This is a genomic window from Paraburkholderia bannensis NBRC 103871 (assembly GCF_000685015.1).
Classification (GTDB): Bacteria; Pseudomonadota; Gammaproteobacteria; order Burkholderiales; family Burkholderiaceae; genus Paraburkholderia; species Paraburkholderia bannensis.
Window position 1 is genome coordinate 66,704 of the sequence record NZ_BAYA01000026.1, and the last position, 13,820, is coordinate 80,523.

Sequence of the window (13,820 nt, forward strand, 5' to 3'; positions counted from 1 at the left end):
GGAATGGATCGGCCGCCGCCTGCGGCACGCGCTACGCGTGCCGCATCGCGCATCACGCGTCCCGCAGCGACTGCAGCGCCGGACGCGCAAGCACGTGGCGCAGGCTGATCCAGCCGCCCACGCCCGCGCATGCCACGCCTGCCGCGATACCTGCTGGCAGGAGCCACGGATCGAACGGCAGGTAAAACTCGAACACACGCGTCGCCAGCACCGAGCCGACAAGCTGCGCGCCCACCGCCGCCATCAGGCCGGAAAGTGCGCCCACCGCCACAAATTCGGCGATCTGCACCGAGCGCACCTGCGCGTGCGACGCGCCCAGCGCGCGCAGCAGCGCCGACTCGCGCATGCGTTCGTCGCGCGTGCCCGCGAGCGCCGCATAGAGCACCAGCACGCCCGCCGCGAGCGTGAAGATGAACAGGAACTGCACCGCGCCGATCACCTGCTCCAGCATGCGCTGGATCTGCGCGAGGATCGGGCCGACATCGATGGCGGTCACGTTCGGATACTGCGCGACCAGGCCGTCGACCACCGCGCGCTGCGACTCAGGCAAATGGAAGCTCGTGATGAAAGTGGCCGGAAAATCGTGCAGTAGCGCGGGCGGCATGAGCACGAAAAAGTTGACCTTGAACGAACCCCAATCGAGCTTGCGCACGCTCGTCACCGGCGCGGTGACTTCGAGGCCCGCCACGTCGAAGGTCAGCACATCGCCGGGTTTGACCTTGAGGATCTTCGCGAGGCCCTGTTCGATCGACAATTGCGGCGTGCTTGCGTCGCCATACCAGGCGCCGGCCTCGATGCGGTTATCGTCCGGCAGTTGTGTCGTGTACGAGAGGTTGAATTCGCGATCGACCAGGCGGCGCGCATCCTCGCTCTTGTATTGATCGGGATTCACCGGCGTGCCGTTGATCGACGTAAGACGGCCGCGCACCATCGGCTCCAGATCGGGGTCGGCAATGCCATGCGTCTTGAGCCACGCAGCCACGGCGTCGCGCTGCAAGGGCTGGATATCGATAAGGAACTCGTTGGGCGCGTCGGGCGGCGTGGACTTGCGCCAGCCGTCGATCAGGTCGTTGCGCGTCATCGCGATCAGCAACAGGCACATCAGGCCGATGGCGAGCGACGTGATCTGCAACGCGCTTGCGCCAGGTCGCCGCTCCAGCGACGCCAGCGCATAACGCCAGCCCACGCCCGCACGCGAATCAAGACCGTTGCGCTGGCTGCGCGCCACGCGCGCCGCGCCCCACAGTGCAATGCGCGCAATCGCGGCGAACACCAGCAGACCCATCGCGAAGCCGCCCGCGACGATGCCGCCGAGTTTCAGCTCGCCCGCCGCCAGCACCAGCAGCCCCGCGAACAGCACGATGCCGATGGCGTACGCCGCCCAGGCGGTGCGGTTTTCGTCGCCCCACTCGCGGCGCAGGACGCGCACAGGCGGCACGCGCGTGAGCGGCAACAGCGGCGGCAGCGCAAAGCCGAGCAACAGCACGAGCCCCGCCGCGATGCCTTCGAGCGCCGGCACCGGGCCGGGATAAGGCAGCGCGACGTCGATCAGCGTGCCGAGCCAGGCAAGCAGGGCAAGATGCCCCACATAACCGAGCGCCACGCCCACCGCCCCGCCCACCAGACCCAGGCCTGCGAATTCGAGCACGAAGATCGAGCGCAGCGTGCGCTGGCTCGCGCCGAGGCAACGCATCGCCGCGCACGTGTCCAGATGGCGGCGCGTGTAGCGGTGCGCGGCCATCGCGATCGCCACCGCCGCAAGCAGCGCGGTCAACAGCGACACGAGCGTGAGGAAGTGGCGCGCGCGGTCGAGCGTCTGACGCACCTGCGGCTGGCCGTCCTTGAGCGATTCGAGCGCGACGCCGCGCATCTTGCCGCCATCGACGCGCTCACGCGCCCACGCGGCGTATTGCGCGACGGCCGGATCCGCGCCCGCCACCAGCAGGCGGTAAGTCACGCGGCTGCCGTAGCCGGTCAGGCCCGTCGAGGGCAGATCGGCTGCATTGAGCATCAGGCGCGGCGAGAAGTTGACGAAGGAAAAACCACGGTCGAGTTCGCGCGTGATGATCGCGCCCACCGTCAGGCTGCGTGTGCCGACCTTCACCGTGCCGCCGACATGAAGCTTGAGCGCATCGAGCAGTTCATCGTCCACCCAGACGGTGCCGGGCGGCGGAATGCCCTGCGCCTCGCGATCGGGCGCGCCCGGCGCGGACGCGATGCGCAGCGCGCCGCGCAGCGGATAACCCGGCGACACCGATTTGACGGCGGCCAGGCGCGCGGGCGTCTGCGCCCCCGGGCTCGCGGCGGGCACGGTCACCATGCTCGGGAAAATCGCCGTTGTCGCCATCTTCAAGGCGAGCGACTGCGCCTCGCGCGCGAACATCGGATCGAGCGGACGATCGGCGCGCACGATGAAATCGGCGGCGATCATGCGTTTGGCGTCGCGCTCAAGGCCGCGTTGCAGACGATCGGCGAGAAAACCCACGCTCGACAGCGCCGCTACGGCCAGCACCAGCGCCAGCAGGAGCATGGTCAGTTCGCCCGCGCGCCAGTCGCGCGCACTCATGCGCGCGGCGAGGCGCACGAGATCGGGCCAGCTCAGGGAAGATCGCGTAGACGCGGCAGAAGTAGCAGAAGCAGCAGACGCAGAGGGATTAACACCGTTCAATCGTGATGGCTCCGCAACGAGAACCGCGTGACCATATGCGTGGCCATGCCGCGAAAGCCGCCCTGAACGCCGCGCCACAGTCGCGGCAGCGCCCAGGTCGCGACCAGCAGGAACGCAACCAGCATCACCAGGAACAAAAGGGGTACGAAAAACGCGAGCAGCACGCCGACGAAGGTCATGCCGTCCTCTGCGCTGGAGGTGACGACGTTCGAGACCGGTTCGGGCGACAGATTGATGAGCGCGCGCGTGCCGGCCTTGGCCAGGTGCGCGGTGCCGGCAAGCGTGCCGCCCGCCAGCGCGGCGATCGTCAGCACGGCTGGATCGGCGTGGCCGAGCGCACCGGCCGCCAGCACGGCGCCCGCCGGAATGCGGATGAAGGTATGCACCGCATCCCACAGCGAATCGAACGCGGGGATTTTATCGGCGAGGAATTCGAGCACGGTGAGCGCACCGGCGACACCGATCACCCAGGGCGAAGACAGGATCGCGAGCGTGTCGGGTAGATGAATGACGCCCAGGCGCTGCATCACGCCGGCCATCAGCACCGTCAGGTAGAGGCGCAGGCCGCTGCCCCAGGACAGGCCAGCGGCGAGAGATAAGGGTTCCAGCATGACTGCCTCCTCGCGCGAGGCCCGCGCGGCGCCGCTCCCCACAAAACGTGGCGTAGCGCGGCGTCCAGATTTGTCCGGCGGCTCTCAGAACATCGATAAAACCGCGCGACAAAAAGACAGCGGCGCTCGCAACGTTCGCGGCGCTTGGGTGTTATCGGGTGAATCGGGTGGTGACCGCCTCATTATAGCCACGCAGACTGCGCCGCAGCAGCGCGGTTTTGCCGTTCTGGTGCGTCAAAACCACGTCTTTCAGGCGATAAATTGCCCGAAAATGCGCGCCGCATCACATAGCGGCGCACATGAACGGGAGCACTTCCGCTACGACAGCCGATTTACGCAGCCGACGACAGCTTCAGGCCGACCAAGCCCGCCACGATCAACAAGGCGCTCAGCACGCGCGCCGCGCTCACCGCTTCGCCCATGACGACGATGCCGAGCACGAACGCACCGACCGCGCCGATACCCGTCCAGACCGCATATGCAGTGCCCAGCGGCAACTGGCGCATGGCCAGCGCGAGCAGCCAGAAACTGCCCAGCGCCGTCACGACGGTGAAGACCGACGGCCACAGCCGCGTAAAACCTTCGGAAGATTTGAGACCGGTGGCCCACGCCACTTCGAGCAGGCCGGCAATGAGGAGATAGAGCCAAGGCATCAGGAACGCTCCATAAGAAAAATGGGGCCGTCCCCGAAAAAAGAACCGCGCAAGGTCGTCCTTACGCTTCTGTAAGTATAGCAAACGTGGCCGGAGCGGGCTTCAGGCGTGCCTCGCTGCCTTAACGTTTAACCTGCGCGCTCTACTGCACGCCAACGAGCCGATACCCCACGCCCGTCTCGGTGATGATGTGCTCGGGCTGGGCGGGATCGCGCTCCAGTTTCTGGCGCAGATGCGCCATGTAGATGCGCAGGTAGTGGCTGCTCTCCACATGCGACGGCCCCCAGACCTCGCGCAGCAGTTGCCGGTGTGTCAGCACGCGGCCCGCGTCGCGCACGAGCGTCGCGAGCAGCCGGTATTCGATGGGCGTGAGGTGCACCAGCGTGCCCTCGCGCGTCACCTGGCGCAGCCCCAGATCGACGGTCACCGCGCCGAAGCTCACCTGCGGCTCCTCGTTCGCGCCGCCGCGGTTGCGCCGGCGCAGATGCGCGCGGATGCGCGCAAGCAGCTCCGATACGCCAAACGGCTTGGTCAGATAATCGTCCGCGCCCGCATCGAGTGCGGCGACTTTTTCGCTCTCCTGCGTGCGCGCCGAGAGCACGATCACAGGCAGGTCGCTCCAGCCGCGCAGTTCGCGGATCACGTCGAGGCCGTCCGTATCGGGCAACCCCAGATCGACGATGACGAGATCGGGCTTGCGCGTGGCCGCTTCCACGAGGCCCTGCTTGCCGGTTTCGGCGTCGTAGACGGCAATGCCCTCGCCCTCCAGCGACGCGCGCACGAAGCGGCGGATCTGCTTTTCGTCTTCGATCAGGACAACGGCGAGACTCGGGTCACTCATGGGCGGCATTCGAATCGAGAGGTTTGGTAGGCGCTGCGTGCGCGTCGTCGGTCGGCCCGTGCGCAGGTTCGTCTTCGGCGGATTCCGGGACTTCCGGGACTTCAGGGATTTCGGGAATGTCGGCGGGCAGCGGCGGCGGCTCCTCGACCGGCAGTGCGAACCAGAACGATGCGCCCAGCACATGGCCATCGGCATCCACGCGGTTGGTCGCGCCGATTGTACCGCCGTGCGCCTCCACGATCGCGCGGCAGATCGCGAGCCCCAGTCCAATGCCGGGCTTGGCCGACTCTTTCTCGCCGCGCGTGAACTTCTCGAACACGCGCTCGCCCATGCCGGGCGGCAGCCCCGGGCCGCGATCGTCGATGCTCACGCGCACGAAGGGCTGCCCGCCCTGCTCGATACGGCGCGCGGCGATGGTCAGCGGCGTATCGGCCGGCGTGTACTTGGCGGCGTTTTCCAGCAGGTTCGAGAACAGCCGCTCCATCAGCACGGCGTCGAGCTGCAACAGCGGCAAGTCCTCTTCGAGCTTCACCTGTACCGGATGGCGCGCCAGCACGCGGCGGCACGCGGCGAGCGCCGCGCCCACGGTTTCCTCCAGCAGCGTCCACTGCCGGTTGAGCTTGAGACTGCCCGCCTGGAGTCGCGCCATGTCGAGCAGGTTCGTGACGATGCCCGTCATGCGCAGCGCCTCGTCGTGGATCGCCTCGATCAGCTCGCCCTCGCGCGCATTCTGCGGATCGTGCAAGCCGGTGGTCGGCTCATGCGTCTGCGCGAGCATCGACGAGAAACCGACGATGGTCGTCAGCGGCGTGCGCAGATCGTGCGAGATCGCCGAAAGCAGCGAGTTGCGCAACCGTTCGGACTCCATGTTGACGAGCGCATCGCGCGCGATCTCCACGTAGTGCACGCGTTCGAGCGCGAGCGCGATCTGCGCGGCGAAGGCGTCGAGCATGCGCTGCTGCTCGGGCACCTGCAATTCGCGCGCGTCGCGCGTGACCACGGCCAGCACGCCGCGCGTACGCATCGGCGCCTTCAGCGGCAGATAGCGCGCCGTCGCCGCGGGCAAGGTATCGGTGCCGTGGCCCGCGGGCTTTTGCTGGTCGTACACCCACTGCCCCACGTCGATATCGAGACTCGACGCATCGAGGATGATCTGCGGATCGGGATCTTCGATCTTCTGCTGAACCTTGTCGGCGCTGTCGGGCAGCAGGATCGCCACGCGCGCGCCGAACACCTCGCTCACATGGCGGCTGCCGATTGCGACGATCTGCTCGGTCGCCAGCGCCGCCGCCAGTTCGCGCGCCATCGCGTACATCGCGCCCGTGCGCTGTTCGCGGCGCTGCGCGACGCTCGCCTCGCGGCGCAGGCTCGACGTGAGATGGCTGATGACGAGCGAGGTCAGCAGCATGCCGACGAAGGTCAGCAGGTACTGCGTGTCGCTCACCGAAAACGACAGGCGCGGCGGCACGAAAAAGAAGTCGTAGGCGGCCACGCTTGCGAACGAGAGCAGCACGCCCGGGCCGCGCCCGAGCTTCGTCGCCGTGAAGATCACGCCGAGCAGATACAGCATCACCAGGTTGGCGAGCGCGATGCGGTCGTTCAGCTGGTTCGCGAGCAAGGTGATGCAGGCGCAGATCACCATGGCCGCCGCGTAGGCGCGCGGCGGCGAGCGGTTCGCGCCGCCCTGCCCGATCGCGGCGCGCCAGGCGTTGGCCGCGCGCGCGGCGGCCGAGCCGCTGTCAAATCCGCCTTCGGACGACCCGCGGCTATTCAGCCGGTCGATTTCGTTGCCGCTTGCGCGCACGAGCGTCAGGTCGGCGTCGCCGGCCTTTTCCGCCAGACGCTCGCCGAACGGGCGCTTGAACCAGCGCGAAAAACCCGTGCGCAGCGACGCGCCCGCGATCAGCTTCGAGACGTTGCGAAGCCGCGCATAACCGGCGAGCGTGACCGCGGCATCCTCACCGGCGAGCGTCGCGGTTTCCGCGCCCAGTTCGGAGGCGAGCTTGAGCGCGCTGAGCGTGCGTTCACGGATCGCATCGGGCAGGCGCTGGAGCTTCGGTGTCTCGACATAAACGGCGATCCAGTCGGCCTTGAGGCTCGCGGCGAGGCGCGCCGCCGCGCGCACCAGCGCGGGCGCCTCGGGGCCCGGGCCGATGCAGGCCAGCAGCCGCTCGCGCGCCTGCCAGACATGCTGAATCGAACGGTCGGCGCGGTACTCGTGCATCTGCGCGTCGACCCGGTCGGCGGTGCGGCGCAGCGCCAGCTCGCGCAGCGCGATCAGATTGCCCTTGCGGAAGAAGTTGCGCACCGCGCGCTCGGCCTGGGCAGGCAGATAGACCTTGCCGTCGCGCATGCGGTCGAGCAGTTCCTCGGCGGGCAGGTCGACCAGCGTGACTTCGTCCGCGCCATCGAACACGCGATCCGGAACCGTCTCCCACACCCGGATGCCGGTGATCTGCCCGACCACGTCGTTGAGGCTTTCCAGGTGCTGGACATTGACGGTCGTGTACACGTCGATGCCCGCGTCGAGCAGTTCGTAGACGTCCTGCCAGCGCTTGAGGTGGCGCGCGCCCGGCACGTTCGAGTGCGCGAGCTCGTCGACCAGCACGAGTTGCGGCTTGCGCGCGAGCGTGGCGTCGAGATCGAATTCGTCGAGCATGCGCCCGCGATACGCCAGACGCAGGCGCGGCAGCACGTCGAGGCCGCTGGTGAGCGCGGCGGTCTCGCTGCGCCCGTGCGTTTCGACGATGCCGACCACCACGTCCGCGCCTTCTTCGGCGCGGCGGCGCGCGGCCTGCAACATCGCATAGGTCTTGCCGACGCCCGCCGACGCGCCGAAGAAAATCTTCAGCTTGCCGCGGCGGCGCTTTTCTTCCTCGCGCTGCAGGCGATCGAGGAGTTCGTCGGGATCGGGGCGGTTCATGCAGCTTGGGCCAATAGTGTCGTGTTCGGGGCGGGCATCGCGGCGCAGACGATGATGGTCGCACCGTGGCCCTCAATAAGCAAACTACGCGCAAAAACAACGGCAAACGGCAAACCGCACGCCGCTTGCACGGCGTGCGGTGCATTCGCATCCGGCCAGGACGATCAGCTTGCGTCCTTGCCGTCGAGCGCCAGGTTCAGCGCCAGCACGTTCACGCGCGGCTCGCCGAAGAGGCCGAACTGGCGACCCTTCGTGTAGCGATCCACGAGCGCCTGCACATCGTTCGCGCTGATATTGCGCGCCTTCGCGACACGCGCGACCTGGTACGCGGCGGCGGCGGGCGAGATCTCGGGATCGAGACCGCTGGCCGACGACGTCACGAGATCGGCGGGAATCGGCTGCGAGACGTCGGTGCCCGCGGCCTTGAGCGCGTCGATACGGCCTTTGACTTCATCGGCGAGCGCCGGGTTGGTCGGGCCGAGGTTCGAGCCGCCCGAGCCTTGCGCGTTGTACGGCATCGGCGTGGTCGCCGACAGGCGGCCCCAGAAGTACTTGGGCGCATCGAACTGCTGGCCGATCAGCTCGCTGCCGACCACCTTCCCGCCGACTTCGACCAGACTGCCGTTGACCTGACGATGGAACACCGCCTGGCCGAACACCGTCATCACGGCGGGATAGACGAGACCGGTGATCGCCGCGAGTACGGCGAACAACACGATCAGAGGACGAAACTGCGCTTTCATTTTGGATTCCTGGCTAACAAGAAAGAGAGCGATGGTTTAAACCCAGCCGAACGCGGTCAGCACCATGTCGATCAGCTTGATGCACGGGAACGGCAAGAGAATGCCGCCGAGGCCGTAGACCAGCAGATTGCGGCGCAGCAGCGTCGCAGCGCCGAGCGGCCGGTACTTCACGCCCTTGAGCGCGAGCGGAATCAGCATCACGATGATTAGCGCGTTGAAGATCACCGCCGAGAGAATCGCCGAAGCAGGCGACGTCAGGTGCATCACGTCGAGCACGCGCAGCTGCGGATACGTCGAGGCGAACGCCGCCGGAATGATCGCGAAGTACTTGGCGACGTCGTTGGCGATCGAGAACGTCGTGAGCGAGCCGCGCGTCATGAGCATCTGCTTGCCGATCTCGACGATCTCGATGAGCTTGGTCGGGTTCGAATCGAGGTCGACCATGTTGCCCGCTTCCTTCGCGGCCTGGGTGCCCGTATTCATCGCCACGGCTACGTCGGCCTGCGCGAGCGCCGGGGCGTCATTGGTGCCGTCGCCCGTCATCGCCACCAGCTTGCCCTGCGCCTGATGTTCGCGAATGGTCGCGAGCTTGGTTTCCGGCGTCGCTTGCGCGAGGAAGTCGTCCACGCCTGCTTCGGCGGCGATCGCGGCGGCGGTCAGGCGATTGTCGCCCGTCACCATCACGGTCTTGATGCCCATCTTGCGCAGCTCGGCGAAACGCTCCTTGATACCGCCCTTCACCACGTCCTTCAGCTCGATCACGCCCAGCACGCGCGCCTGCGCGTCGTCGCCCTCGCCGTGGCGCTCGGCCACCACCAGCGGCGTGCTGCCGCGCCGCGCGACTTCGTCCACCGCCGCGCTGACTTCCGCCGGGAAGCGGCCGCCGTGCTGCTCGACGTAGTTCTTCACCGCGTCGGCGGCGCCCTTGCGGATCTCGCGGCCCGGCATGTCCACGCCGCTCATGCGCGTCTGCGCGCTGAAGGCGAGGAACACGGCGTGCAGCGCCGCCATGTCGCGCTGGCGAATGTTGAAGCGCTGCTTGGCGAGCACGACAATGCTGCGGCCTTCCGGCGTTTCGTCGGCGAGCGAGGCGAGTTGCGCGGCGTCCGCCAGCGCTTCCTCGTTGACGCCGGGCGCGGCCACGAACGCCGATGCCTGGCGGTTGCCCAGCGTGATCGTGCCGGTCTTGTCGAGCAGCAGCACGTCCACGTCGCCTGCGGCTTCCACGGCGCGGCCCGACGTGGCGATCACGTTGGCCTGCATCATGCGGCTCATGCCCGCCACGCCAATCGCCGACAGCAGCCCGCCGATGGTGGTCGGGATCAGGCACACCAGCAGCGCCGTGAGCGCCGTGATGGTGACCACGTGCCCCATCTTCGCGGCTTCGACCGAGAACATCGAGAACGGCAGCAACGTTGCGGTCGCCATCAGCAGCACGATGGAGAGCGCCACCAGCAGGATCGTCAGCGCGATTTCGTTCGGCGTCTTCTGGCGCTTGGCGCCTTCGACCATCGCGATCATGCGGTCGAGGAACGCCTCGCCCGGATTGGCCGTGACGCGCACGACGATCCAGTCGGACAGCACCCGCGTGCCGCCCGTCACCGACGAAAAGTCGCCGCCCGACTCGCGGATCACCGGCGCGGATTCGCCCGTGATCGCCGATTCGTCGACCGAGGCCACGCCGTCGATCACCTCGCCATCGGCGGGAATCACGTCGCCGGTTTCGACCAGCACCACGTCGCCCTTGCGCAGTTCGGTGGCGGTCGTAATGCGGATCGGCGCCTTCGGATGCGGCTCGTTGAGCTTCTTGGCCATCACGTCGCGCTTGGCCTGGCGCAGCGATGCGGCCTGCGCCTTGGAGCGGCCTTCGGCGAGCGCTTCCGCGAAGTTCGCGAACAGCACCGTGAACCACAGCCAGAGCGCGACCGCGAGAATGAAGCCCGCGGGCGCTTCGGCCTGGCCCATCAGCGCCGCGATCCAGAGGATCGTCGTGAGCACGCTGCCCACGTAGACGCAGAACATCACCGGATTGCGCAACTGGGTGCGCGGCTTGAGTTTCCTGAACGAATCCACGATGGCCGGACGCAGGAGCGCCGGATCGAACATGGAACGTGTTGCACTATGTTGTGTCATTTGAAGAAGTCCCCGTTCAATGCACGCCGAGCATGATCAGATGCTCGACACCCGGCCCGAGCGCAAGCGCCGGCACATAGGTGAGCGCACCCACCAGCAGCACGCAACCGAGCAGCAGCACGACGAACAGCGGGCCGTGCGTGGGCAGCGTGCCGCCCGTGACGGCGATACGCTTCTTGCTCGCGAGCGAACCCGCGATGGCGAGCACCGGCACGATGGTGCCGAAGCGGCCGAACCACATCGCAACGCCCAGCAGCCAGTTGTAGAACGGCGTGCTGACGGTCAGGCCCGCGAACGCGCTGCCGTTGTTGTTGGCGGCGGAGCTGAACGCGTAGAGGATTTCCGAGAAGCCGTGCGCGCCCGGATTGGCGATGCCGGCCTTGCCCGCGTCGGTGAGCACGGCAATCGAGGTGCCGAGCAGCACCAGCAGCGGCGTGAGCAGGATCACGATCGACACCATCTTCATCTCGAACGATTCGATCTTCTTGCCCACATACTCCGGCGTGCGCCCAATCATCAGGCCGGCCACGAACACCGCGAGCAGCGCGAACACCAGCATCCCGTACAGACCCGACCCCACCCCGCCGAAGATCACTTCGCCCAGCTGGATGAAGAGCATCGGCACGAGGCCGCCGATTGGCGTGAGCGAGTCATGCATGCCGTTGACCGCGCCGCACGAAGCCGCCGTGGTCGCCACGACGAAGATGCCCGTCTGCGCGATGCCAAAGCGCGTTTCCTTGCCTTCCATGTTGCCGCCCGCCTGCAACACACTGGCGTGCTGGTCGACGTTCAGCGTCGTGAGCATCGGGTTGCCCGCCTGTTCGGCCGACAGTTCCACGCCCACCGCCACCGCGAACGCAATCGTCATCACCGCGAGCACCGCCACGCCCTGCCTGCGGTCGCCGACCATCGAGCCGAATACGAGGCACAGGGCCGCCGGAATGATCAGGATCGCCAACATTTCGACGACGTTCGAGAACGGCGTCGGGTTCTCATACGGATGTGCGGAGTTCGCGTTGAAGAAGCCGCCGCCATTGGTGCCGAGCATCTTGATCGCTTCCTGCGAAGCAACCGGGCCCATGGCGAGCGTCTGCGTCGTCACCTTCGTATCGACCGTGACGGGGTTGCCCTTCGCGTCCTTGATGGCGTTGCCCTGGGCATCGAGCTTCGGCGCGGCGTAGGTCGTGGTTTGCAGCGTCGGCACATCCTGATAGGACTTGAAGTTCTGGATCATGCCCTGGCTCATCAGCAACGCTGCGACGAGCGCCGACATCGGCACGAGGATGTAGAGCGTCGTGCGCGTGAGGTCGACCCAGAAGTTGCCGATGGTTTGCACCGAATGGCGCGCGAAACCGCGGATCAGCGCGATCACCACCACGATGCCCGTTGCCGCCGACAGGAAGTTCTGCACGGTGAGGCCGAGCATCTGCGTGAGATAGCTCACGGTCTGCTCAGGCGAATAGTCCTGCCAGTTCGTGTTGGTGACGAAGCTGACCGCCGTGTTGAACGCGCCGTCCGGCGTCATCGCGCCGAAGGCCTGCGGGTTGCCGGGCAGCCAGCCCTGCACGCGCAGCAGCACGTAGAGAAAGCCCACGCCAAGGACGTTGAACGAGATGGTGGCGAGCGCATAGCGCTTCCAGTTCATCTCCGCGGCCGGATCGACGCCGGCGATGCGGTACAGCAGGTTCTCCACGGGCGCGAACAGGCGCACGACGCGCGAGCGCCCGTCGAGCACACGCGTGATGTAGCCCGCGACCGGCACCGCCAGCGCGAGCAGGACGACGACGAAAATACCCGTTTGCAGCAGGTTGTTGGCGTTCATTCGATATCCTCCGCGCGCAGCAGCGCATGGACGAGATAGACGAACAGCAACAGCGTCGCCGCCCCCGACAGCCAGAAGATCCAGGTCATGAGCGCGCTCCCGTGGCGCTCTGGTCGACGCGACGGAACTGCATGAGCTTTCCGCAGCCGGCGACCAACGCGTATGTGAGCGCAGCGAAGACCGCCAGCCCCCCGATATACAGCACATCCATTGTCGTGTTCTCCATTGATGGATGGCGGTAAGGTAAGGTTTATCGCGTTAAATCCGGATCAAAGCTTGTGGTGGGCGTATAAAAATCGCGTAAACGCGGCGCGATTACGGCGTCCATGCGCCGTTTCTTCGAGGCGGGAAATTACGCGGCGGCGGCGTCGAGGATCGCGTGGACGACGGGACGCAGGGCGTCGACGCGGGCGGCGTCGCCCATCGAATCGGCAGCGGCGATGGCCGTCGTCAGCCACAACGCGCTATAAAAATGCATCGCGCGGCGCGCATCGCCTCGCGGCTGCCAACGCTCCACGAGCGCGGCGCCATAGACGCGCGCCGCCGCGCTGTCCTCCACCGCCAGCTGCGCGAGTGTGTTGCCCACCGCGAGCAGCGGGTCTCCGTAACAGGCGAAGTCCAGATCGATGAGTCCGCTCAGTTGCCCGTCTTCGACGATGACGTTTTTGGTCGTCAGGTCGTCGAGAAAGCACACCGGCTGAACCGAGCCGAAGTACGGCTCCAGCTCGCGACGCAACGCGCGCAGACGTGCGCGCAACAGGTTGAGCGGCGTCTGCGGTTCGTTTAGCGGTTCTTCGACCGGACGCCCGAACATTTCGCCCCAGCTCGCGGCCAGTGCGGGTTGTCCAATCGGCGCCCAGCCGAAACCCTGCCCTTGCGCGAGCGCCGCAACGCGCTGCTGGCAGGCAGCGACCCTGTCGGCGAGCGCGGCGGCGTGCGCAGTCTGCATCAGCGGCAATTCGAACATCAGATCGCGTCCCGGCAGCCAGCTCATCACGACATAGGAGCCGCCCGACGATGCGCCACCCGAAGCCAGCACCGCCTGTACCGGCACGCCGATCGTGCGCAGCACGTTGAGATTGTGCGCCGTCCACGCAAACGCGCCCCGCAAGGGACTCATGCGCAGCACCACCGTTCGCCCGCCTGCCAGGTCGACGCGAAAGACGGCGTTGCCGCTTTGCGACAACGTCTGTCGTTCGAGCGCAAGCGGCTCGGTTTGCATCGCAGTCCGAATGATCGATTGAGCCTGTGCGAGCGTAGTCGATTCTTCAAGCGTTTGAGGTGCCGGTGCATGGGTTGGCGCAGGCGCTTCAGGCGAAGCAGGCGCTGGGATAATCGACATGAAAGAAAGCCCCCGATTTCATTTTGTAATCGGCACTGCCGCCGAATTGCGAGGCAGTGTAGGGAGCCATCTTTTGGATCGGCT

11 protein-coding genes are annotated in these 13,820 nt (G+C 66.8%); all 11 read right to left on the minus strand.

Translation table 11 applies throughout. The features are described 5' to 3' along the window. Positions 1–52: 52 nt before the first annotated feature. The 11 genes from BBA01S_RS29590 to BBA01S_RS29640 all read right to left on the minus strand — a co-directional run bounded on the left by BBA01S_RS29590 (position 53) and on the right by BBA01S_RS29640 (position 13,616). Complete coding sequence (locus tag BBA01S_RS29590) at positions 53–2,566, minus strand: ABC transporter permease (protein ID WP_027819611.1); 2,514 nt, start codon at positions 2,564–2,566, stop codon at positions 53–55. A 98-nt stretch (positions 2,567–2,664) separates the two neighbouring features. Further along, on the minus strand, positions 2,665–3,279 hold the full coding sequence (locus tag BBA01S_RS29595; RefSeq protein ID WP_027819612.1) for a DUF4126 domain-containing protein: 615 nt from the start codon (positions 3,277–3,279) through the stop codon (positions 2,665–2,667). A gap of 332 nt (positions 3,280–3,611) precedes the next feature. After that, positions 3,612–3,932 carry a quaternary ammonium compound efflux SMR transporter SugE gene (gene sugE / locus BBA01S_RS29600; RefSeq protein ID WP_027819613.1) on the minus strand — a complete coding sequence of 107 codons (321 nt, stop codon included), beginning with the start codon at positions 3,930–3,932 and terminating at the stop codon, positions 3,612–3,614. A 142-nt stretch (positions 3,933–4,074) separates the two neighbouring features. Next, positions 4,075–4,773 (minus strand): two-component system response regulator KdpE, encoded by a 699-nt coding sequence (kdpE, locus tag BBA01S_RS29605; RefSeq protein WP_027819614.1) that lies wholly within the window; start codon positions 4,771–4,773, stop codon positions 4,075–4,077. Continuing rightward, the gene (locus tag BBA01S_RS29610) at positions 4,766–7,696 is read right to left on the minus strand and encodes a sensor histidine kinase (RefSeq protein WP_027819615.1); all 2,931 of its coding nucleotides are present in this window, start codon (positions 7,694–7,696) and stop codon (positions 4,766–4,768) included. The genes kdpE and BBA01S_RS29610 overlap by 8 nt, the downstream gene beginning before the upstream one ends. 164 nt (positions 7,697–7,860) lie before the next feature. Then, positions 7,861–8,439, minus strand: coding sequence for a potassium-transporting ATPase subunit KdpC (kdpC, locus tag BBA01S_RS29615; protein ID WP_027819616.1), 579 nt, complete (start codon positions 8,437–8,439; stop codon positions 7,861–7,863). A 36-nt stretch (positions 8,440–8,475) separates the two neighbouring features. Continuing rightward, complete coding sequence (gene kdpB / locus BBA01S_RS29620; protein ID WP_027819617.1) at positions 8,476–10,572, minus strand: potassium-transporting ATPase subunit KdpB; 2,097 nt, start codon at positions 10,570–10,572, stop codon at positions 8,476–8,478. Between the two features lie 16 nt (positions 10,573–10,588). Next, positions 10,589–12,394, minus strand: coding sequence for a potassium-transporting ATPase subunit KdpA (gene kdpA, locus BBA01S_RS29625; RefSeq protein ID WP_027819618.1), 1,806 nt, complete (start codon positions 12,392–12,394; stop codon positions 10,589–10,591). Further along, positions 12,391–12,483, minus strand: a complete 93-nt coding sequence (kdpF, locus tag BBA01S_RS29630) for a K(+)-transporting ATPase subunit F (RefSeq protein ID WP_027819619.1) — start codon at positions 12,481–12,483, stop codon at positions 12,391–12,393. The genes kdpA and kdpF overlap by 4 nt, the downstream gene beginning before the upstream one ends. After that, positions 12,480–12,605, minus strand: coding sequence for a hypothetical protein (locus tag BBA01S_RS48210; protein ID WP_027819620.1), 126 nt, complete (start codon positions 12,603–12,605; stop codon positions 12,480–12,482). The genes kdpF and BBA01S_RS48210 overlap by 4 nt, the downstream gene beginning before the upstream one ends. A 141-nt stretch (positions 12,606–12,746) precedes the next feature. Continuing rightward, a complete protein-coding gene (locus BBA01S_RS29640) occupies positions 12,747–13,616 on the minus strand; it encodes a phosphotransferase family protein (protein WP_027819621.1) in 870 nt (289 codons plus the stop codon). Positions 13,617–13,820 lie beyond the last annotated feature (204 nt).